This is a genomic window from Marinomonas aquimarina (assembly GCF_900089755.1).
In the GTDB taxonomy this organism is placed as follows: domain Bacteria; phylum Pseudomonadota; class Gammaproteobacteria; order Pseudomonadales; family Marinomonadaceae; genus Marinomonas; species Marinomonas aquimarina.
The window spans coordinates 58,974-78,826 of the sequence record NZ_FLOC01000001.1 but is presented as its reverse complement, the minus strand read 5'-3'; the positions used below and the strand labels follow the sequence as shown (position 1 = coordinate 78,826).

Sequence of the window (19,853 nt, the reverse complement as noted above, 5' to 3'; positions counted from 1 at the left end):
ATTGTATTACGGTGTGGTAAAAGTACAAGCCTTTCTCTAGCGTCCCATGAAGATTGCTCGCTTAGCAAGAGCAGCGCGCCCCGTAGGGCACGTTACTCATGCTAGACGTCAGCATCAGCAGATCGCAGTGAGCTCTCGTTGGAAAGCATCTGGGGAATGCTGCAGTTGTTCTAGGTTGGCCAAGGTAGTATCGGCGATGTGATGTAGGGCAATGTCGGTAAAGTAGCCTTGATGACCCGTCACCACCACATTTGGGAAGGTGAGTAGCAGTTGAAACACCGTATCGTGAATAATATGGGAGGACATGTCTTCAAAGAAAATCTTGCCCTCTTGCTCGTACACATCCAGCCCCAAGTAGCCAATTTTGCCACTGTATAAACCATCGATGGCTTCTTGGGCGTTGACCAAGGCCCCGCGGCTGGTGTTGATGATCATCACGCCGTCCTTCATTTTCTCAATCGAGGAGCGATTGATCAGATGATGTGTCGAGGCATTGAGAGGGCAGTGTAAGCTGATGATATCGCTTTTGGCATAGAGGGATTCCAAGTCGACATACTCTACCCCTAGAGCTAATAAACGCTCGTTTTCAAATAAATCATGACAAAGCACCTGACAGCCAAAGCCATTCATAATACGGCAAAAGGCTTCGCCAATGCGTCCGGTGCCGATGCAACCAACGGTTTTGCCTTCTAAGTTGAAGCCCATTAAGCCCTCGAGGGCAAAGTTGCCTTCTTTGACGCGGTGATAAGCCCGATGGGTTTTACGGTTAAGTGTCATAATCAAAGCCACAGCATGTTCAGCAACGGAAGTTGGGCTGTAATCAGGCACATGGAAAACAGGGATAGAGAAGGCTTTGGCGCAGTATAGGTCAACATTGTTGTAACCTGCGCAACGCATGGCAATGGCGCCAATGCCATACTCGGCTAATTGTTCGATCACAGGACGGCTTAAATCATCGTTAACGAAACAGGAAACGGCGTCATAGCTTTTTGCTAGGGCGACGGTTTCAAGGCTCAAGCGGCTCTCGAAGTAAACTAGCTCAATATCGCTAGCGGCTTCACTGGCGACATCTAGTGTGCGCTTGTCGTAGGGTTTGCAAGAGAAAACGGCGACTTTCATAAGCCCTCCTAGGAGCGTTGGAAGAAACTAATTCTAGGTAGATTTTTGCAAATTGTTACAAACAACTCCTAGCCTGTTGATTTGACTCAAATTCTGCTCACATCTAGTGAAATGTCCTAGTTTTATAAAGTTGCAAAAAATATGTGGATTTCGTTGACCCCATTCATAAAACAATCTTACAATCGAGATGTTTAAATAATTGGCGCTATTTATGTACAGTGTCGCTTGCGACCAAATACGGTTCTGTCCTGTTTTGTCATAAGTAATACCGAGTTTTTTAAGCACTACCGGTTACAGCAATGTGACCACATTAAAACTTATTTCAAACAGGAATATCATCATGTCAGACGTAGTTACTGGTACAGTTAAATTCTTCAACGAAACTAAAGGTTTCGGTTTCATCACTCAAGAGTCTGGTCCAGACGTGTTCGTACACTTCTCTGCAATCGACGTACCAGGCTTCAAAACTCTAGCTGAAGGCCAAAAAGTTGAGTTCCAAGTAGCTCAAGGCAAAAAAGGCCCAGAAGCTCAAAACGTTAAGCCTCTATAATTTTAGAGCAAACCGTTTTAAGTAAAGAAGGCAGCCGAATGGCTGCCTTTTTTGTTGTTGGCATAAAAGGCCTAACTCATCAATGCGGCGATACTGCCCACCAGTGTCATGACAAACAAAAACCATTTTAGGTGCTGAGGCTTGGCTTTGATGGCAAACTTCACGGCAACCATTGAGCCCACCATGGTGCCACAAGCTAGGGTTAAGCCAGGGATCCACCACACTTGATCGTTCCAGATAAACACCAGTAAAGCGAGTAAAGTGAAGCCAATGGTACAAACCATTTTCAGTGCGTTAGTTCTCACCAAGTCATAACGTAGCGTGCCCGCCAACGCTGCAATCAATACAAAGCCAACCCCTGCTTGTACAAAGCCCCCGTATATTCCCGCGGCAAATAGTGCTAACCATGCACTGGGGCGTTCTGAGATTTTAAAAGGGATAGTGCCTTCTGGTGGTGCCACGATACTTGGTTTAACGAGCATGATAAGCGTCATACTGATCATAGCGGTCAGAAGCAGAGGCTTGAGTAAGGTCTCTGGGGCGAAGGAAGCGAACAAGCCGCCGACTAATCCACCCAGTAAGGTGGGTATCAGGATCGGCATAAAGTCTGTTTGATCAACTTTTCCTGCTTTATGAAACCCTTTTACGCCAACCAGTCCTTGTAATAGAACCCCCACGCGATTGGTTGCGTTGGCAACATCTGCCGGCATGCCCATCACCATTAAAGCCGGTAAGGTTAGATTTGATCCTCCGCCAGCGAGAGTATTGATGATGCCTGCCAGAAACCCTGTTGCGATCAATAGTGCACTGTAAGCTAAGTCTAGTTCCAAAATTTGTCCTCCATTTTGAGCGGCAAGCGTACCAAAGTAGAAAAAAGCCGTCTCATTTTTTAACAAGCAAAGTGCAAATAATAAGTTTGCATGTTTTTTGAGCAATTTGAGAGTGAGCGGGTTTTGTGCGCAATAAATATACGAAAATAGAGGCTGTGATTATCCAAGATATGGTCTTAGGTAATAGATGCTGTTTATTTTTCGTTATTTTTTCTCAAACAGGCGGTTAAAAAGTGGTAATGCATAATAAATCTGTAATATTTTATTTTAAGTTGTTGATTTTTATAGGTTTTTGTTTTTTTGTTGATTAATTTAATATGCATTATTTGAAAATATGAACGGAAAAAGAACTTAGCATGAATTGAGCGTGCAAATATATTGCGTTGTATTGATTAAATGTGGACGAATATTAGAGTGTCGATAAGTGGCTTGCACAGTTCGAGCGCTGTACATAATAAGTGAATCAACAGAAAGGAAACCGATTTATGAAAAAGACTCTTGTTGCTATCGCAGTTTCAAGTGCCGCATTGACTTCAGCTTCTGCATTCGCAGCAGATGAAACGATTAACTTCGATGTATACGGTAACATTCAACTAGTTTACGCTGATTCAGATGCTAACGACTCTGAAATCACTGACAACGGCTCTACTTTTGGCTTCCAAGGCAGCACAGCGATCAGCGATGATCTAACTGGCTTCTTCAAGTACGAACTTGAAGCAGACGCTGATGAGAAAACAAGTGGAGTTGATGTAAACCTTGACCAAGCATACGTAGGTCTACAGGGTTCTTTCGGTAAAGTGCAGGTTGGTTCTTTCGACAGCATTTACAACAATGCTATCCAAGACGATTACGACCAGTTCGAATACCTAGGTGTTCACCAAGCTGATCTAACGGACGAAGGCGACACTATCGCTTACTTCTCTCCATCTATGGGTGGTTTTGAAGTTCAACTTTCTGCTCAATTCAAAGGCAAAGCAGAATCTGAAGTTGGTAACGGCACTGAAGACGGTACAGCTCTAACTGCAGTGGTTAAATACTCTGTTGATGCACTAACAATTGCTGCTGGTTACGACAGCCTAGAAAACAACACGGCTCGTTCTAACGCTGATTCAGCAACTTACGGTCTAAACGTTGCTTACCAAGTAACGCCAGCACTTTCTGTTGCGGCGCAGTACGAAGAAGAGGAAGATTACTCTGAAGCGTTTGGTCTAGCGGCTCGTTTCAACTACGGCGCGGGTGATGTTTACACCACTATCCAAACTGTTGATCTAGAAAACGGCGACGACTACGACGGTTACGGTGTAGGTGCAACTTACAACCTAGCGTCTAACATGTACGTTTACGCTGAATTCGGCCAAACTGGCGCAAGCGAAGATGACGTAACTGCACTAGGTGCTACTTACCTATTCTAATCCCTGTTTAGCGGATTACCTTTACTCTAAGGCTCCTTACGGGGAGCCTTATGTTAAATGTGATCATTCAAGGTTCCATACGTCCTTTTTCGTTCGGAGATAGACTGACTGGAACATTTAGGCATTAGGTCTTTGACCTAGTGCCTTTTTTTTGGGAAAAATTTGCCTAGTCGCTTAGTCACTGGATAGACTTAGTAGATTATTATTTAAACAGGTAGGTGGCCCATGTTGAATATGGATTTTAGCATCCCAGTGATGCGCAACGTCGATGATCTAGAATGGCTACCGAGTCCCATGCCGGGCGTAGAGCGAAAGCCTTTAGCGCGTGAGGATGCGGAGCGTGGCCATGCGACCAGTATTGTGCGTTATGCGCCAGGATCGGTGTTTAGAGCCCACCCACACCCACTAGGGGAAGAAATTCTGGTATTGGAAGGTGAGTTCTGTGATGAAACTGGCCGCTATCCAGCCGGTACCTATTTTCGTAACCCACCTGGCTCCAGTCATGCTCCTTACAGCCCAGAGGGCTGTGTGCTATTCGTGAAGCTGCATCAGTTTGCGCCTTTAGACAGTGAGCAAGTGGTGGTGACGTCAGATATTGTCAAAGGTCTACCGTTCGATCAGCCCTACTTACTGCATGAGTATCACGCCGAGCATGTGTATCTGGTGCGTTTAAACAGTGCCTCGGATTTCTCGGCATTATTTGGCGCTGTGGCTCGGCCATTTGAATTGTTAGTCGCCGAAGGCCGAGTAATCTATGAGGGTGTGGATTTGCCAGCATTGAGTTGGTTACGTACCCCAGACATACAGTCGAGTCAGCTGAACGTGACACAAGATAGCCTGCTTTGGCTTAAATTTGGGCACTTTTAAGGGGCGGATATGACAGAGTACCTCATCACACCTGAGCCAGAGGTGGTTTTGCCAATAGTGGGTATGGAACAGGTGTTTCCAGTGCGTCGTGTCTTTTGTGTTGGGCGCAATTATGCCGCCCATGCTCGAGAAATGGGCGATGACCCGAGCCGAGATCTACCGTTTTTCTTTTGTAAAGATCGCACCTGTGTTCAATGGCTTAAACCAAATCAAGATAATAGCTTGGCCTACCCTGATGCCACAGAGCGGTTTGAATACGAAGTCGAGTTGGTGGTGGCGCTGACCCGTGGTGGGCGTCACTTAAGCTTGTTAGAGGCGGATGATTCTGTGTTTGGCTACAGCCTTGGCTTAGACATGACGCGCCGTGATTTACAAAGCCAAGCGAAGCAGAAAGGTCGCCCATGGGAGGCGGGTAAGGCGTTTGAGGGCAGTGCGCCGATGACCTCGATTGTACCGCGTCATGGCGCGGCCTTGCTCAATCAAGGCAGTATTGAGTTATCGGTCAATGGCGTCGTCAAGCAGAGCAGTGATTTATCTCATTTAACCTGGGATATTGCTGAAGTCGTGATGAAATTATCAGAGCAGTTTGAACTGCACCCTGGCGATTTGATTATGACCGGCACACCAGAAAATGTTGGGCCTGTAGTGGTCGGTGATCGCATACAGGCTCGGCTAGAGGGCGTTGCGGAACTCGAGCTTGTGGTGGTTTAGTGTTGCTGATTAAAGGCTAAGAAAGCCTCTTCTAATTGTTGTGCTTCACGCTTTAGGCCCTGTTGTCGAAGTAAATAAATAGCGGATTCTGCGGTGCAGAGTCCGCTTTTTTGTTGATTGCGGCGGCGCAAGTATTGCGAGCTTTGTCCACGGATTTCATAGGTCTGAAATGGATGTAAATAAGGGCTGCGGTTATACATTTTGCGGGCCTGCTGCCAAGTGCCATCGAGAATAATAAAATGCTCTGCACTCTCTACATCAAGCGTGGGGCTGACAGACTCTGTGCCCGTGTCTTCAATAGAAGGGTAGATGACCAAGGTTTTATCGACAGGAAGGTTGAGCAAGTCTGTTGCAGGTTCCGTTCGTTGCCAAATAATCACGCTACATAATTGCGCTAACTGGCTGCTAATCAGTTGCCCAGTGCCGTTGGCTTTTTTTAATTCTTCTGAATGGGTGAGTAACCAAATATGCATAAGTCTAAAGCTAACACGCTAAAAGGCCCATTCTAGCAAAAAATAATAAGGGGTGCTGTTTGCACCCCTTATTGATCGCGGATGGATTAACAACTCTACTCTTTGCCAACAGAGCCAATTTTGTGGATGCTTAAATCTGCTCCGTTAAATTCGTCTTCTTCTGTTAGGCGTAGTCCCGAAATCGCTTTGACGGCACCGTAAACGATAAAGCCTCCGAGCAGCGCCACAGCGATGCCAGCTAGTGTGCCCAGTAGCTGAGACATAAAGCTGACCCCGCCTAACCCGCCGAATGAACTGCTGCCAAAGATACCCGCAGCAATGCCACCCCAAGCACCACAGATGCCATGCAGTGGCCATACCCCTAAGACATCATCAACCGAGTGCAGTTTTTGCTGGATCCAAGTGAATAGCAGGGTAAACAAGGCACCAGCAACGGCACCGGTGACTAGGGCGCCGATCGGGTGCATGATGTCTGAGCCTGCACACACCGCGACCAAACCGGCTAGCGGCCCGTTATGGATAAAGCCAGGGTCATTCTTACCGATGAGCATAGAAGTGATGACACCGCCAACCATCGCCATTAGCGAGTTCACTGCCACAAGGCCACTGATACCATCTAGGGTCTGTGCTGACATGACGTTGAAGCCAAACCAACCAATACAAAGAATCCATGCGCCCAGAGCAAGGAAGGGAATGTTAGAAGGAGCGAAGGCCACTAGTCGGCCTTGGCGGAAGCGACCATTACGAGTACCCAATAGGATAATGGCCGCTAGAGCGACCCAGCCACCGACGCCATGAACCACTACTGAGCCAGCGAAGTCATGGAAGCCTGCGCCAAAGCTGCTCTCTAGCCAGGCTTGGAAGCCGTAATTGCCGTTCCAGATCATGCCTTCAAAAAGCGGATATACCACCCCAACAATGATGGCTGCTGAGATCAGCATGGGGTAGAACTTGGCGCGTTCCGCCACCCCGCCAGAAATGATCGCAGGAATCGCCGCGGCGAAGGTCATTAGGAAGAAAAACTTCACTAGGGCGTAGCCATTATCTTGCGACAGGACTTCAGCGCTGTCGAAGAAGGTCACGCCGTAAGCGATTTGATAGCCCACAAAGAAGTACACCAAGGCTGAGACCGCAAAGTCGGTCATGATTTTTACCAAGGCGTTGACTTGGTTTTTATGGCGTACAGTGCCGACTTCAAGAAAGGCAAACCCTGCATGCATGGCAAACACCATGATGGCGCCGAGTAAAATAAATAAGGTATTTGAGCTGGAGACTAACGTCTCGACTGCACTATTAATGTGATCCACATGCACTCCTAAATAGGTGTCTATGCACCAGTTTGGTGAATTTTGTTGTATTGGTGCCATTTTTCGGGTCGTAAATGGCGTTTTTGAGGTGTCCTTTCCTCGGCGTGAACCATCTATAGCAATTAATGTGCCTTATTTGCTTAGATTTGGTGCTTGTGTTGCTGCTTCTGCTCTTTGCTGGGGCTGAGATAGGGGAAATAAGTCAATCTTGTCAAACAACTGTCATGGAAAAACCCTAAACTGAGACTCTGATATTGTCACTGAAGTCATAAAAATGGATCTAGTGTGCATGTTTTGTGTATTTATGGGTTTATATTTTTTTCTTCACGACATATTATCGAAGGGTCGCTGTTTAAAAATAACTCAAACTTAAAGGGATTTAGGCAGCACAAAGGAACTATGTCTTGCATAAAGTGAGATAGAAGATTGAACAAGCTACCGTACAGGGTAGTCAGCGTAAAAGAGGTTGTTATGTCAGATCAATTGGTATCCGGTATCGTTAAATGGTTTAACGACGAGAAAGGTTTCGGTTTCATTGAGCGCGATAGTGGTTCAGACGTGTTTGTACACTACCGTGCAATCAACGGTACTGGTCGCCGTACTTTGCAAGAAGGTCAAAAAGTTACCTTTGAAGTAACTCAAGGCCAAAAAGGTCCTCAAGCAGAGAATGTCACGATTGTTTGATCTGGCATAAACGAAAAAAAGCCAAGCTATATGCTTGGCTTTTTTATGTCTGTCAACCGGCCTCGACCAGGCCTTATCAGTTGATAAGACCTAGGCTCACCCAGTACAGCAGGTCTGGATCCGCTTCACGTGGCAGTTCAAACGGGATGAACTTCTTGTCTTTGTCCAAGAATTCACTGTTAGGGAAACTGTTTGCCAATACAGATAGATTCAACTTCGCCTCATCATACAAGCCTAAGTCCATGTACGCTTGAATCGTGATGGCTAGAGCTTCCTCTACTGCTGGCGTTGAAGGGTAGCTCTGTACCACTTCTTGACCGCGACGTAGCGCAGACAAAGGGGCTTTACGTTTAAAGTAATAATGGGCGATGCTGATTTCATGTTCGGCAATCAAGTTACGCAAGTAGACCATGCGCGCTTTCGCATCGGGAGCAAAGTTACTGTCTGGGAAACGGCGTAAGAAGTCGGCAAACTCAGCAAAAGCTTTGTCGAATTCAGCGGTATCTCGCTCAGCAGCATTGAGGTCTAAATAACGACCTAAGAAAGTTTCTGCACCACGGTAAGTCGACAGGCCACGCATGTAGTAGGCGTAGTCAATTGACACATGATCAGGATAGTTTTTGATAAAACGGTCCGCTGTGGCGTGGGCGGCAGCGTAGTTGCCGGCCTCAAATTGCGCGTAGATTAAGTCCAGTCGCGCTGGGATGGTGTACTCACCAAATGGGTAGCGTGTTTCAAGCTCTTTCAACTGCTCGGCTGCGGTCGTTGGAAGGTTATTCTCCAGAGCTTCTTGAGCTATGCGAAAATATTCTTTTTCCGGAAGGTCCGGCTCTACGGTTGGTTGGTTGCTTGAACAGGCCGTCAAAGCGGTGTAAAAGCCTGCAATTGTCAGAAATCGTGACAATGTCTTATTAAATCCCATGTATAATACAACCCTAGTAAACGAGGCATAGCATTTTTAACAGATTGCTATGCGGTTGGCATATTTCGCGTCGCGATGACGCAGCATCGAGCATAGAAAGTTTATTGTATGGCAGAGCGCATAGTAAAAGAAGCCCAAGTTTCATTGGATTTCTCAGGTCAGCGATTTGATCAAATTGCTACCGAATTATTTTCAGATTACTCACGTTCTCGAATCCAGAGTTGGATCAAAGAGGGCGTGCTACTGGTGGATGGTAAACAGACCAAGCCTAAAGAAAAACTCTTTGGTGGTGAGACAATCACATTAGACGTGGAATTGGAAGAGCAAGCCGCCCATGATGCTCAGGAAATCCCGTTGGACATTGTCTACGAAGACGAAGATATCCTTATCATTAATAAGCCTGCAGGTTTGGTTGTGCACCCAGCAGCGGGTCACCATGATGGCACTCTATTGAATGCTATTTTGCACCATGCCCCAGAAACGGCTTTGGTGCCGCGCGCGGGGATTGTGCACCGACTAGACAAGGAGACCACTGGCTTAATGGTGGTGGCCAAGACACTGCAAGCCCAGACCGACCTAGTCGCTCAGCTACAGGACCGTAGTATGGGACGTGAATACGAGGCCATTGCCATTGGTGCGATGACTGGCGGTGGTGTGGTGGATGAGCCGATCGGTCGTCACCCACATAATCGTCAGAAGATGGCTGTTGAGCCAGTGCATGGTAAAGAGGCGATCACTCACTACCGTTTGATCAAGCGCTACAACAACCATACCCACATTCGTTTGAAGCTAGAAACAGGTCGTACCCACCAGATCCGTGTGCACATGGCACATATTCAGTATCCGTTGGTGGGGGATCCCCAATACGCTGGTCGTTTGAAAATGCCAAAGGGTTGTTCGCCTGAGCTACAAGATGCGCTGCGTGATTTCCGTCGCCAAGCGCTGCATGCCAAGAAGCTGGAGTTGTCTCACCCAGCGACAGGTGAGTGGATGGAGTGGGAAGTGGAGCTTCCTGACGATATGTTGGCACTGATAGAAGTGTTAGAAGCCGATTTGAAAAACGGCGGCCAGAACCAATATATGTAATGTGATTGAATAAAAAGGCAGCGCTAAGCTGCCTTTTTCTTAGCTGAACTTTTTAGATGGACGTATGCAGTATGGCAACAGCAGAGCAACTGATCATTCCCGATTGGCCAGCACCAAAGCAGATCAGGGCGTGTGTTAGTACACGCTTCGGCGGTGTTAGTGAGGCGCCTTACCAAGGCCTAAATTTAGGTGCCCACGTGGGGGACTTACCTGAGAGTGTGCAGGCAAACCGCGCAGAATTGCAGCGCTTAGCGGGTTTTTCTGGTGAGGTTCAGTGGCTTAATCAAGTGCACTCGAATATTGCCCTTGAGCTGCCTAGCTGCGCGCAAGATCGTACAGCAGATGCGTCTTACACCACGCAGCCCAATACGGTGTGTGCGGTATTAACGGCAGACTGCTTGCCAGCGATTTTCACCGACGCTAAGGGGACTCAAGTCGCAGCGGCTCATGCTGGCTGGCGTGGCCTATGTGATGGGGTTTTAGAGGCTACCCTAGAAACCTTTCCTAACCCTGCTGAAGTCTTGGTGTGGTTGGGGCCTGCGATCGGACCTGAGGCTTTTGAGGTGGGCGCGGAAGTGTGTGAAGCCTTTATGGTGGCCGATACTCAAGCGGAGCAAGCATTTAAGCCTTCTTCCAATGCTGATAAATGGCTAGGTAACCTGTACTTGCTAGCGCAACAGCGCTTGGCGGCGCTTGGCTGTACACAGGTCTACGGTGGTGATTTTTGTACTTTTAGCGATCAAGAGCGTTTTTACTCCTATCGCCGTGATGGCGTGACAGGACGCATGGCGACGTTGATATGGATGGAAAAGTGATGGGTGTCAAAAAAATGACAGTCAACCATTGAAAAGCAGAAGAGTGCTCCTATAAAGCATGTAGAAGCTCAATTTTGTTATCGATTCATCGGAGGTCAGTATGCGAATTGATCGATTAACCAGTAAATTACAAATTGCTCTGTCAGACGCCCAATCTGTGGCGCTAGGGCAAGATCACAACTATATCGAAGCGGTGCACGTATTAATGGCTTTGCTGGATCAGCAAGGTGGCGGTGTGCGTCCGATTCTACAGCAGGCTGGCGTTCAGATGGCGAAGTTCCGTGAGGAGCTGGGGAGTATCTTAGACCGTATGCCGAAAGTGACCAATCACGATGGCAATGTGCAAATGTCACCGGAGTTAGGTCGCTTGCTAAACCTTGCCGATAAAGAAGCGCAAAAGCGTAAAGACCAGTACATTTCCTCTGAGTTGCTGCTGTTGGCCATGTTCGATGGTAAGGACGATGTCGCCAAAGCCTTGAAAGCCACGGGGGTGACCAAAGCCGACATTGCTGCTGTGATTGATTCTGTGCGTGGTGGCGAGACGGTGAACGATCCTAATGCCGAAGAGAGTCGTCAGTCGTTAGATAAGTTTACCGTGGACTTAACAGCGCGTGCGGCCGAAGGGCGCTTGGACCCAGTGATTGGCCGTGACGATGAAATCCGTCGTACTATTCAAGTGTTGCAGCGTCGCCGCAAGAACAACCCTGTGCTAATTGGTGAGCCCGGTGTCGGTAAGACCGCCATTGTTGAGGGCCTAGCGCAACGTATTATCAATGGTGAAGTGCCTGAAGGTCTGAAGAACAAGCGTGTGCTGTCTTTGGATATGGGGGCCTTGATTGCCGGTGCCAAATACCGTGGTGAGTTTGAGGAGCGTTTAAAAAGTGTCTTGAATGAGCTGGCCAAGCAAGAGGGCCAGATCATTCTCTTTATTGATGAGATCCACACCATGGTCGGTGCTGGTAAGTCGGAAGGCTCCATGGACGCCGGTAATATGCTAAAGCCTGCTCTGGCCCGTGGTGAGCTGCACTGTGTCGGCGCGACGACCTTGGATGAATACCGTCAGTACATCGAGAAAGACGCAGCGTTGGAGCGTCGTTTCCAAAAAGTCTTGGTCGAAGAGCCGAGCGTATTGGATTCGATCGCCATCTTACGTGGTTTGAAAGAGCGCTATGAGGTGCACCACGGTGTCGATATCACCGACTCGGCGATCATCGCCGCAGCGAAACTGTCTCAGCGTTACATTACCGATCGTCAGTTGCCGGATAAAGCCATCGACTTAATCGATGAGGCGGCCAGCCGTATCCGTATGGAGATGGACTCTAAGCCTGAGGAGATGGACCGCTTAGAGCGCCGCCTGATCCAGCTTAAGATTGAGCAAGAAGCGCTGAAGAAAGAGAAAGACAAAGCTTCCAAACAGCGCTTGACTGAGCTTGAAGATGACATTGAGGCGCTAGAGAAACAGTTTTCTGATCTTGAAGAAATCTGGAATGCCGAGAAGGCAGCCCTACAGGGGGCCCAGAAGCTCAAAGAAGAGCTTGAAGGGGTGCGTCATGAAATGGAAGAGGCCCGTCGTCAAGGCAACTTAGCGAAGATGTCTGAGCTTCAGTATGGTGTCATTCCAATGCTGGAAGCGGAGATTGAGAAAGCCGCTCAAGCGGAGGAAAGCGAGGCGCAAACGCAGCTGCTTAAGAACCGTGTCACCGAAGAAGAGATCGCTACGGTCGTGTCTCGTTGGACCGGTATTCCGGTAGACAAAATGCTTGAAGGTGAGCGCGATAAATTACTGCGTATGGAAGATGCGTTGCATGAATCGGTGATTGGTCAAGATGAAGCGGTGACTGCAGTGTCCAATGCGGTACGTCGATCGCGCTCTGGTTTGGCAGATCCGAATCGTCCGAATGGTTCCTTCCTATTTTTAGGCCCAACCGGGGTGGGTAAAACCGAGCTTTGTAAATCCTTGGCCAAGTTCTTATTTGATACCGAGCAAGCCATGGTGCGAGTGGATATGTCCGAGTTTATGGAGAAACACTCTGTGGCGCGTTTGATTGGTGCGCCTCCAGGCTATGTGGGCTACGAAGAGGGCGGTTATCTAACCGAAGCCGTACGTCGTCGACCTTATTCGGTATTGCTGCTAGACGAGGTAGAGAAAGCCCATCCAGATGTGTTTAACATCTTGTTGCAGGTGTTGGACGATGGCCGTTTAACGGATGGTCAGGGCCGTACCGTCGATTTTCGTAATACAGTAGTGGTGATGACCTCGAACCTTGGTTCGGACATGATCCAAGAGTATCGCAGTAACGACGAATACGAAGCGATTAAGAACAAGGTCATGGAGGTTGTGGGCACACACTTCCGTCCTGAGTTTATCAACCGTATCGATGAGACCGTGGTGTTCCACCCATTAATGCAGTCTCAGATCAAAGGCATTGCTAAGATCCAGTTAGCACATCTAAATGATCGCTTAACGGAAATGGGCATGTCGATTAATCTGAGTGAAGCAGCGATGGAGCGCTTGGCTGAGGTGGGTTACGACCCTGTTTACGGTGCCCGTCCATTGAAGCGAGCGATCCAGCAGTGGATTGAGAACCCATTGGCGAATGAGTTGCTCGGTGGCAAGTTTGTCGCAGGCGATCTGATTCAGGTCGATGTTAACGAGCAAGGTATGACGTTCGCAGCCTTACCTGAAGCGCAGCAAGCCTCCTAAGACGCGAGGCCGCTCAAACGCAAAAAAGCCAGCTAATCAGCTGGCTTTTTTTATGGTGCTTGCTATCACTCTAGAGTGTGGCTGATTAGAAGTCAGCAAACACACCGACAAAGAAACCGTCAAACTCTAGCTCAGAGTCGATGCTGCCTTCGTCAATATCAAAGTTAGCATTGCGGTAACCGCCCTCTACGCCTAGGATAAATGGCGATTGGTATTTGATCTTAAAGGTCGTGTCCGTGATGCTTGAGTCGCCTGCGGAGATGGTTTTAACTTCGCCGCCAAATTGGATTGGCAGGGTAGGGATAGTGAAGTAAGCCGATAGGTAGCCTGTTGGTAGCACAACGCTTTCAGAGTCTGAAGACGTGCCAACACGTGCATCCAAATCAAGATCGCGAATCGAGATGCCTACATCTAGGTCCAGCCAAGCTAAGCCGTCTAAAATTTCGTAGTAAAGCGTGTAATCGGTGCTGTCGATCTTCATGTCCACATCGTTGCTGTAGCCCTCTAGTGTCGAGTTCTGCAGACGAACGTTTGGAATCAGTGGTACTGGGTGTTCAAAAGCGATGCCGTAGTAAGTGTTGTCTTCACCGTTGAAGTCTACGTTCGCTGTCTGGCTATCGATGCGACCATCGAATGAAGCATCAGGCGAGAATTGGCCTACTTCAGCGGTTACGCCAAGTACGTCGGCTTGTGCCACGCCAGCAAGTAGTAGAGTTGAGGCAATCAAAGCTTTCTTCATGAAAGGAATCCCTATATTGATTTTGATTTTCACGGATTATAACGAAGCGTGGGGTAAAATCTAAGGGGAGAACAAAGAAAGTAGAGAGTTTTTGATGGCTGGGGTAGCTGGATTCGAACCAACGCATGACGGGATCAAAACCCGTTGCCTTACCGCTTGGCTATACCCCAACGTATCAAAAAAGGGTGGTGGCTATGACTAGATTCGAACTAGTGACCCCATCATTATGAGTGATGTGCTCTAACCAACTGAGCTACATAGCCTTAAGCTTAAATTGTGTTTTGATGGCTGGGGTAGCTGGATTCGAACCAACGCATGACGGGATCAAAACCCGTTGCCTTACCGCTTGGCTATACCCCAATTCATCAAAATTGGTGGCTATGACTAGATTCGAACTAGTGACCCCATCATTATGAGTGATGTGCTCTAACCAACTGAGCTACATAGCCTTAAGCTTGATTGTATTTTAATGGCTGGGGTAGCTGGATTCGAACCAACGCATGACGGGATCAAAACCCGTTGCCTTACCGCTTGGCTATACCCCAATTCATTAAAATTGGTGGCTATGACTAGATTCGAACTAGTGACCCCATCATTATGAGTGATGTGCTCTAACCAACTGAGCTACATAGCCTTTTGCAAGAGAGTGGCTGGGGTAGCTGGATTCGAACCAACGCATGACGGGATCAAAACCCGTTGCCTTACCGCTTGGCTATACCCCAACAATCTCGCAACACAGACAATTTTGAAACAATGCTTCGCTGTGTCTGTGGCGCGATATTATTCATATAACCCATTCATGGGTCAAGGATTTTTATAAAAAAATTAAACATTAAAGCGGAAGTGCATCACATCGCCGTCTTTGACGATGTAGTCTTTGCCTTCTAAACGCCATTTACCGGCTTCTTTGGCACCGTTTTCGCCTTTGTACTGGATGAAGTCGTTGTATGCGACCACTTCCGCACGGATAAAGCCTTTTTCGAAGTCTGTGTGGATCACACCAGCGGCTTGTGGGCCGGTTGCGCCTTGCTTAACGGTCCATGCGCGAACTTCTTTAACGCCAGCTGTGAAGTAGGTCTGAAGGCCTAGTAGCTCGTAGCCTGCGCGGATAACGCGATCAAGGCCCGGCTCTTCCATACCCATTTCGTCTAGGAAGTCTTGCATTTCTTCGGCATCAAGCTCAGAAATTTCGGCTTCTAGTTGGTTGCAGATAGGTACTACCATGGCACCTTCCGCTTCAGCGATTTCGCGTACTACGTCTAGGTGAGGGTTGTTCTCGAAACCGTCTTCTGAAACGTTAGCGATGTACATGGTTGGCTTAGTGGTTAGCAGGTGTAGCTGCTTCACTGCTTTCTTCTGATCGTCTGTTAGGTCCATAGAGCGAACTGGTAAGCCGTCTTCTAGGTGCGCTTTGATGCGCTCTAGGAACTCTTTGTGCGCGATGGCTTCTTTGTTGCCGCTCTTAGCGTTTTTCGCAGTACGCAGAATTTGCTTATCAATCGACTCAATGTCTGCAAAGATCAGCTCAAGGTTGATCACCTCAATGTCGGCCTTTGGGTTCACCTGGTTAGCAACGTGAATCACGTTGTCGTCTTCGAAACAACGTACTACGTGCGCAATGGCATCGGTTTCACGAATGTTGGCTAGGAATTTGTTACCTAGACCTTCACCTTTTGACGCCCCTTCAACAAGACCGGCAATATCAACGAATTCCATCGTTGTTGCTAGGACGCGTTCAGGTTTTACGATTTCTGCCAGAGCGTCTAGACGTGGGTCAGGCATGGGCACCACACCAGCGTTTGGCTCAATGGTACAGAAAGGGAAGTTTTCAGCGCCGATGCCGGCTTTGGTAAGCGCGTTGAACAGAGTTGATTTGCCGACGTTTGGTAAGCCGACGATACCGCAATTAAAGCCCATAAAGATTTCCTAAAGCTGGTAGTTTTATGCTTTGAAACTATGAAGATGGTTCATGACACTATTCCAATTGTCCGCGACAATGTCTTGGTGATAACGTAACGACTCATCAATGGTTTGTTCGATTTTTTGGTATTCATCGCTAGGGGCTTTTTTCAAAACATAGCTGGCCACTTGGCTAGCATGCCCTGGATGTCCAATACCGATGCGTACACGACCAAAATCACGGTTATTACCGAGTTTGCTGATGATGTCTTTGAGGCCATTATGACCGCCATGACCACCGCCTTTCTTCAGCTTAATGGTACCTGGGGCGATATCTAGCTCGTCGTGCACGACAAGAACTTCTTGGGGAGAGATTTTGTAGAACTGGCAAACGGCTTGAACGGCCTTGCCACTTAAATTCATATAGGTCGTAGGAATCAGTAAATAGCATTCCTGCCCACCTATAAAAACTTTTCCGAATTGTCCGAAAAATTTCTTTTCAGAGCGAAGAGAACACTGGCTCATACGAGCCAGTGCTTCTATCCATTGTGCGCCAGCATTGTGGCGGGTATCTTCATATTCAGCACCTGGGTTGCCCAAGCCAACGAGTAATCTAAAACCTGCCACAGACTTGCCTCAATGATTAACGCTTAGCTTTACCGATACGAGCGATAGGTTGGTTGTGATCTTCGCCTTTAAGCAAAGCAACCAATTCAACGCCTGCTGGTACTTGAGCATCAGAAAGGTGGAAGATATCGCCTAGTTGACCTTTGATGATGTCAACTTCTAGTGCAGCTGGTAGGTCTTGTGGAAGACAACGAACTTCAGCAAGTTTCGCTTCAACTTGTAGACGACCACCTTGAGATTTAACACCTTCAGACTTCGCAGCGTTTACGAAGCTTAGAGGAACGCGAGTTACTAGCTTCACAGAAGAATCAACGCGCTGGAAATCGATGTGCATTACATCGCCAGACGCTGGGTGACGTTGTAGAGACTTAACGATTACTTCTTGCTCTGCGCCATCAACAGATACTTTAACTACACCAGTAAGGAAAGCAGTATCTTGAACCGCTTTCGCAACTTCGTTGCCTTTGAACGTTACAGAAACCGCGTCAGTGTTACCACCGTATACTACAGCTGGAACAAGACCCGCGTGACGAAGGCGGCGGCTCGCACCTTTACCTTCTTCGTTACGTACAGAAGCGTTTAGTACTAGAGACATTTTGAATATCCTAAATTAAGTTAAGTTTGCCCAGAACTGCGACCCGTTCCGAGCGTAAATGTTTGGCTTAGGCCCCAAACATGGCACTGATTGACTCTTCGTTGCAGACGCGACGAACAGCCTCAGCCATAATGTCAGACATTGACAGTTGGCGGATTTGTGGGCAGTTCTGTGCCGCTTGAGACAACGGAATCGTATCCGTTACCACAAGTTCATCTAGCACAGAATTGCTGATGTTCTCGATTGCTTTGCCGGACAGCACTGGGTGAGTACAGTAAGCCAAAACTTTGGAAGCACCGTGTTCTTTTAGTGCTTTGGCAGCGGCACATAGAGTACCACCTGTGTCACACATGTCATCGACTAGCACACAAGTTTTGCCTTCAACATCACCGATTAGGTGCATGATTTGTGCTTCGTTGGCGCGTGGACGGCGCTTGTCGATGATGGCTAGGTCAGCATCATCCATTAATTTTGCAAAGGCACGAGCTCGAACCACGCCACCCACGTCTGGAGAAACGATGGTGATGTTCTCATGGCCTTGGCGTTGTAGATCGTCTAGCAACAATGGCGTCGCGTAAACGTTGTCTACCGGAATATCAAAGAAACCTTGGATTTGGTCAGCGTGCAGGTCTACCGTCAATACACGGTTAATGCCTACTGCAGAAATCATGTCAGCGACCACTTTAGCAGTGATTGGCACACGCGCTGAGCGTACACGACGATCCTGACGAGCATAACCAAAGTAAGGGATTACCGCAGTCACACGGGTAGCCGACGCACGACGCAGCGCATCAGCCATTACAATCAGTTCCATTAAGTTGTCGTTGCTTGGAGCACAGGTTGATTGGATGATGAAAACGTCTTTACCACGAACGTTCTCGTTGATCTCAACTGTGATCTCACCGTCACTGAATTTTCCAACCGTTGCGTTGCCGATAGGTAGGCCTAGGCGACGAACAACTCGACGAGCAAGTTCCGGGTTGGCATTACCGGTAAAAACCATCAACTTGGACACTGTGTATACCCTTTGTATTTATAGCGATGAAAAATAGACTGGCGTTAGTTCAGCATGATTAAGTATGCTGAGATGCAATCCACTGGTTCAATGCGTCATGAGTGGGAGAAGTGTTACAGCCACGGCAAATCCAAGTTTGCCACTTTGCTGGTGCAGACGCTCTCACTCGCTCAGCGTCATCAATCGACTCAAATGCTAGAAACAAACACGCACCGGTGCCAGTTAACTTAGCGTCGCCAAATTGTGTTAGCCACAGAAACGCTTCATCCACCTCAGGATAAAGTCTTCTTACGACTTCAAGGCAATCGTTATGCCCCTCCAGTTTCAAGGCGTGCGATATTCTGATCGCAGGGGTGTCTCTTGTCAAATATTTATCGGTAAAAATTTGACCAGTTGGCACTTCGCAATTTGGCTTTAAAAGCAGGTAATACGGGGTTTCTGGGTCGGTTTGTGTGAGTTTTTCACCGATCCCTTCAGCATAGGCTGAATGGCCGAAGACAAAGATTGGTACATCCGCCCCCAGTTGTTTGCCCAATTGCGCTAACTGTTCTAGTGGTAGATGGCATTGCCATAACTGATTTAACGCTAACAGTGTGGTGGCTGCGTTACTGCTGCCGCCACCAATACCACCGCCCATGGGCAGGACTTTGGTTAACGAAATTGCGACACCTTGATGAGCCTGTTTGTAGGGTTCAAGGATGCGAGCGGCTTTGACAATTAGGTTGTCTTCGTGGGCCACTCCTTCGATTTCAGGGATCAGGCTAATGTCAGGGTTATCGGTCAGGGTAAAGCTCAGTTCATCGCACACATCAATAAACTGAAACAGGGTTTGCAGTTCATGATAGCCGTCGTCACGACGGCCGGTAATGTGGAGAAATAGATTCAACTTAGCCGGAGAAGGCAAGGTTAATAGGGTCATTGCACGGTCCAATCGGTAATGATCAAGTTAACGCGATAGGGGGGATGGGTTACCTGCATACGTTGCGGTAACTTTAAACCGTCCAGCTCGGTGAACTCACGATAGGTCACAGTCCAGCCGTCCTGCTCGATCTGTTCTGGCGTCAGACCATCTTGCTGATAGGAAATGGCCGCAGAGCTATTGGGCGACGCCATACCACGAATCCAGTATTGCACATTGGTAACGGGGAAGTGCCAGCCCAGTTCATGGTACAGCAATGCTTCGGCGCTGTGGCCAGTGAGGTCTTTATCCTCGTACGTCAGGCGTGCATCTTTACCAGGGGTGCCCTCAAGACGCGTTGCCCCTTGACCGAATGGGCCATAAATATTCAGTTCGTAATGCTCTGGCGAATGCTGCCAATTAAAGTTACCTGAAATGGCGTCTTGCTCGGTGCGAATGCCAACACGCCCCTCAGTTTGCCAAGCGCTGATGTCTTCTACGCGCTCGGGGGTAGGAAGTTTCGGTGTGCTAGGCGAAAGGCTACAGCCCGCCAGTAAGGTGGCGGCGAGGGCGCCTAGCAATAGCTGTTTAGCGTTCATT

Annotated in this window: 20 protein-coding genes and 7 tRNA genes; 8 read left to right on the top strand and 19 right to left on the bottom strand. The window is 48.1% G+C overall.

The window, feature by feature from the left end; translation table 11 throughout:
- Positions 1-114 precede the first annotated feature (114 nt).
- On the bottom strand, positions 115-1,119 hold the full coding sequence (locus tag MAQ5080_RS00425) for a 2-hydroxyacid dehydrogenase (protein ID WP_067203956.1): 1,005 nt from the start codon (positions 1,117-1,119) through the stop codon (positions 115-117).
- Positions 1,120-1,459: 340 nt separating this feature from the next.
- Here MAQ5080_RS00425 and MAQ5080_RS00420 point away from each other — a divergent pair, with 340 nt between their 5' ends.
- Entirely contained in the window at positions 1,460-1,669 is a 210-nt protein-coding gene (locus MAQ5080_RS00420; protein WP_055462030.1) for a cold-shock protein, read from the top strand.
- A 71-nt stretch (positions 1,670-1,740) separates the two neighbouring features.
- On the opposite strand, the gene MAQ5080_RS00415 is transcribed toward MAQ5080_RS00420, so the two are convergent.
- On the bottom strand, positions 1,741-2,499 hold the full coding sequence (locus MAQ5080_RS00415; protein WP_067203954.1) for a sulfite exporter TauE/SafE family protein: 759 nt from the start codon (positions 2,497-2,499) through the stop codon (positions 1,741-1,743).
- A gap of 485 nt (positions 2,500-2,984) precedes the next feature.
- Here MAQ5080_RS00415 and MAQ5080_RS00410 point away from each other — a divergent pair, with 485 nt between their 5' ends.
- The 3 genes from MAQ5080_RS00410 (at position 2,985) to MAQ5080_RS00400 (ending at position 5,489) form a co-directional block, all read left to right on the top strand.
- A complete protein-coding gene (locus MAQ5080_RS00410) occupies positions 2,985-3,911 on the top strand; it encodes a porin (RefSeq protein WP_067203951.1) in 927 nt (308 codons plus the stop codon).
- 234 nt (positions 3,912-4,145) lie between these two features.
- Entirely contained in the window at positions 4,146-4,778 is a 633-nt protein-coding gene (locus tag MAQ5080_RS00405) for a cupin domain-containing protein (RefSeq protein WP_231870739.1), read from the top strand.
- A gap of 9 nt (positions 4,779-4,787) precedes the next feature.
- Positions 4,788-5,489, top strand: coding sequence for a fumarylacetoacetate hydrolase family protein (locus MAQ5080_RS00400; protein ID WP_067203948.1), 702 nt, complete (start codon positions 4,788-4,790; stop codon positions 5,487-5,489).
- Here MAQ5080_RS00400 and MAQ5080_RS00395 read toward each other — a convergent pair.
- Together MAQ5080_RS00395 and MAQ5080_RS00390 are read right to left on the bottom strand one after the other, a co-directional pair.
- Complete coding sequence (locus MAQ5080_RS00395) at positions 5,486-5,962, bottom strand: DTW domain-containing protein (protein ID WP_067203947.1); 477 nt, start codon at positions 5,960-5,962, stop codon at positions 5,486-5,488. The two genes, MAQ5080_RS00400 and MAQ5080_RS00395, sit on opposite strands and share 4 nt — an antisense overlap.
- Before the next feature lie 95 nt (positions 5,963-6,057).
- Positions 6,058-7,269: an ammonium transporter gene (locus tag MAQ5080_RS00390; protein WP_067203945.1), complete on the bottom strand. Its 1,212-nt coding sequence runs from the start codon at positions 7,267-7,269 to the stop codon at positions 6,058-6,060.
- A 471-nt stretch (positions 7,270-7,740) separates the two neighbouring features.
- Between MAQ5080_RS00390 and MAQ5080_RS00385 the strand changes: the two genes are divergently transcribed.
- Positions 7,741-7,953 (top strand): cold-shock protein, encoded by a 213-nt coding sequence (locus MAQ5080_RS00385; RefSeq protein ID WP_055462037.1) that lies wholly within the window; start codon positions 7,741-7,743, stop codon positions 7,951-7,953.
- A 76-nt stretch (positions 7,954-8,029) separates the two neighbouring features.
- Here the strand turns inward: MAQ5080_RS00385 and MAQ5080_RS00380 are convergent, their stop codons facing one another.
- On the bottom strand, positions 8,030-8,875 hold the full coding sequence (locus tag MAQ5080_RS00380) for an outer membrane protein assembly factor BamD (RefSeq protein WP_067203944.1): 846 nt from the start codon (positions 8,873-8,875) through the stop codon (positions 8,030-8,032).
- Between the two features lie 108 nt (positions 8,876-8,983).
- Here MAQ5080_RS00380 and rluD point away from each other — a divergent pair, with 108 nt between their 5' ends.
- The 3 genes from rluD (at position 8,984) to clpB (ending at position 13,480) form a co-directional block, all read left to right on the top strand.
- The gene (gene rluD / locus MAQ5080_RS00375; RefSeq protein WP_067203942.1) at positions 8,984-9,961 is read left to right on the top strand and encodes a 23S rRNA pseudouridine(1911/1915/1917) synthase RluD; all 978 of its coding nucleotides are present in this window, start codon (positions 8,984-8,986) and stop codon (positions 9,959-9,961) included.
- Between the two features lie 71 nt (positions 9,962-10,032).
- Positions 10,033-10,776 (top strand): peptidoglycan editing factor PgeF, encoded by a 744-nt coding sequence (pgeF, locus tag MAQ5080_RS00370; protein WP_067203938.1) that lies wholly within the window; start codon positions 10,033-10,035, stop codon positions 10,774-10,776.
- A gap of 100 nt (positions 10,777-10,876) precedes the next feature.
- A complete protein-coding gene (clpB, locus tag MAQ5080_RS00365) occupies positions 10,877-13,480 on the top strand; it encodes an ATP-dependent chaperone ClpB (RefSeq protein ID WP_067203937.1) in 2,604 nt (867 codons plus the stop codon).
- A gap of 85 nt (positions 13,481-13,565) precedes the next feature.
- On the opposite strand, the gene MAQ5080_RS00360 is transcribed toward clpB, so the two are convergent.
- From MAQ5080_RS00360 to lolB, 14 genes are all read right to left on the bottom strand, one after another.
- A complete protein-coding gene (locus tag MAQ5080_RS00360) occupies positions 13,566-14,219 on the bottom strand; it encodes a TIGR04219 family outer membrane beta-barrel protein (protein ID WP_067203935.1) in 654 nt (217 codons plus the stop codon).
- Positions 14,220-14,314: 95 nt separating this feature from the next.
- Positions 14,315-14,389 (bottom strand) — tRNA-Gln (locus MAQ5080_RS00355).
- A gap of 16 nt (positions 14,390-14,405) precedes the next feature.
- Positions 14,406-14,482 (bottom strand) — tRNA-Met (locus MAQ5080_RS00350).
- A 22-nt stretch (positions 14,483-14,504) separates the two neighbouring features.
- A tRNA-Gln gene (locus MAQ5080_RS00345) sits at positions 14,505-14,579 on the bottom strand.
- Between the two features lie 12 nt (positions 14,580-14,591).
- Positions 14,592-14,668, bottom strand: a tRNA-Met gene (locus MAQ5080_RS00340).
- A gap of 21 nt (positions 14,669-14,689) precedes the next feature.
- Positions 14,690-14,764, bottom strand: a tRNA-Gln gene (locus MAQ5080_RS00335).
- Positions 14,765-14,776: 12 nt separating this feature from the next.
- Positions 14,777-14,853 (bottom strand) — tRNA-Met (locus tag MAQ5080_RS00330).
- A 13-nt stretch (positions 14,854-14,866) separates the two neighbouring features.
- Positions 14,867-14,941: transfer RNA gene (locus MAQ5080_RS00325), tRNA-Gln, on the bottom strand.
- 103 nt (positions 14,942-15,044) lie between these two features.
- Positions 15,045-16,136 carry a redox-regulated ATPase YchF gene (gene ychF, locus MAQ5080_RS00320; RefSeq protein WP_067212523.1) on the bottom strand — a complete coding sequence of 364 codons (1,092 nt, stop codon included), beginning with the start codon at positions 16,134-16,136 and terminating at the stop codon, positions 15,045-15,047.
- A gap of 24 nt (positions 16,137-16,160) precedes the next feature.
- Positions 16,161-16,745 (bottom strand): aminoacyl-tRNA hydrolase, encoded by a 585-nt coding sequence (pth, locus tag MAQ5080_RS00315; RefSeq protein WP_067212526.1) that lies wholly within the window; start codon positions 16,743-16,745, stop codon positions 16,161-16,163.
- Between the two features lie 16 nt (positions 16,746-16,761).
- Positions 16,762-17,340, bottom strand: coding sequence for a 50S ribosomal protein L25/general stress protein Ctc (locus MAQ5080_RS00310; protein ID WP_067212529.1), 579 nt, complete (start codon positions 17,338-17,340; stop codon positions 16,762-16,764).
- Positions 17,341-17,407: 67 nt separating this feature from the next.
- Entirely contained in the window at positions 17,408-18,355 is a 948-nt protein-coding gene (locus tag MAQ5080_RS00305; protein ID WP_067212531.1) for a ribose-phosphate diphosphokinase, read from the bottom strand.
- Between the two features lie 58 nt (positions 18,356-18,413).
- Positions 18,414-19,274 carry a 4-(cytidine 5'-diphospho)-2-C-methyl-D-erythritol kinase gene (gene ispE, locus MAQ5080_RS00300; RefSeq protein WP_067212534.1) on the bottom strand — a complete coding sequence of 287 codons (861 nt, stop codon included), beginning with the start codon at positions 19,272-19,274 and terminating at the stop codon, positions 18,414-18,416.
- Positions 19,271-19,852, bottom strand: a complete 582-nt coding sequence (gene lolB / locus MAQ5080_RS00295; RefSeq protein ID WP_067212538.1) for a lipoprotein insertase outer membrane protein LolB — start codon at positions 19,850-19,852, stop codon at positions 19,271-19,273. Before lolB ends, ispE begins: the two co-directional genes overlap by 4 nt.
- Between the last annotated feature and the right edge of the window lies 1 nt (position 19,853).

Coding starts and splice junctions, on each gene's coding strand:
- clpB (WP_067203937.1), top strand. CDS start 10,877: ATGCGAATTGATCGATTAACCAGTAAATTACAAATTGCTCTGTCAGAC.
- MAQ5080_RS00395 (WP_067203947.1), bottom strand. CDS start 5,962: ATGCATATTTGGTTACTCACCCATTCAGAAGAATTAAAAAAAGCCAAC.
- MAQ5080_RS00310 (WP_067212529.1), bottom strand. CDS start 17,340: ATGTCTCTAGTACTAAACGCTTCTGTACGTAACGAAGAAGGTAAAGGT.
- ispE (WP_067212534.1), bottom strand. CDS start 19,274: ATGACCCTATTAACCTTGCCTTCTCCGGCTAAGTTGAATCTATTTCTC.
- MAQ5080_RS00420 (WP_055462030.1), top strand. CDS start 1,460: ATGTCAGACGTAGTTACTGGTACAGTTAAATTCTTCAACGAAACTAAA.
- rluD (WP_067203942.1), top strand. CDS start 8,984: ATGGCAGAGCGCATAGTAAAAGAAGCCCAAGTTTCATTGGATTTCTCA.
- MAQ5080_RS00360 (WP_067203935.1), bottom strand. CDS start 14,219: ATGAAGAAAGCTTTGATTGCCTCAACTCTACTACTTGCTGGCGTGGCA.
- MAQ5080_RS00425 (WP_067203956.1), bottom strand. CDS start 1,119: ATGAAAGTCGCCGTTTTCTCTTGCAAACCCTACGACAAGCGCACACTA.
- lolB (WP_067212538.1), bottom strand. CDS start 19,852: ATGAACGCTAAACAGCTATTGCTAGGCGCCCTCGCCGCCACCTTACTG.
- MAQ5080_RS00380 (WP_067203944.1), bottom strand. CDS start 8,875: ATGGGATTTAATAAGACATTGTCACGATTTCTGACAATTGCAGGCTTT.
- MAQ5080_RS00405 (WP_231870739.1), top strand. CDS start 4,146: ATGGATTTTAGCATCCCAGTGATGCGCAACGTCGATGATCTAGAATGG.
- pgeF (WP_067203938.1), top strand. CDS start 10,033: ATGGCAACAGCAGAGCAACTGATCATTCCCGATTGGCCAGCACCAAAG.
- MAQ5080_RS00410 (WP_067203951.1), top strand. CDS start 2,985: ATGAAAAAGACTCTTGTTGCTATCGCAGTTTCAAGTGCCGCATTGACT.
- ychF (WP_067212523.1), bottom strand. CDS start 16,136: ATGGGCTTTAATTGCGGTATCGTCGGCTTACCAAACGTCGGCAAATCA.
- MAQ5080_RS00400 (WP_067203948.1), top strand. CDS start 4,788: ATGACAGAGTACCTCATCACACCTGAGCCAGAGGTGGTTTTGCCAATA.
- MAQ5080_RS00385 (WP_055462037.1), top strand. CDS start 7,741: ATGTCAGATCAATTGGTATCCGGTATCGTTAAATGGTTTAACGACGAG.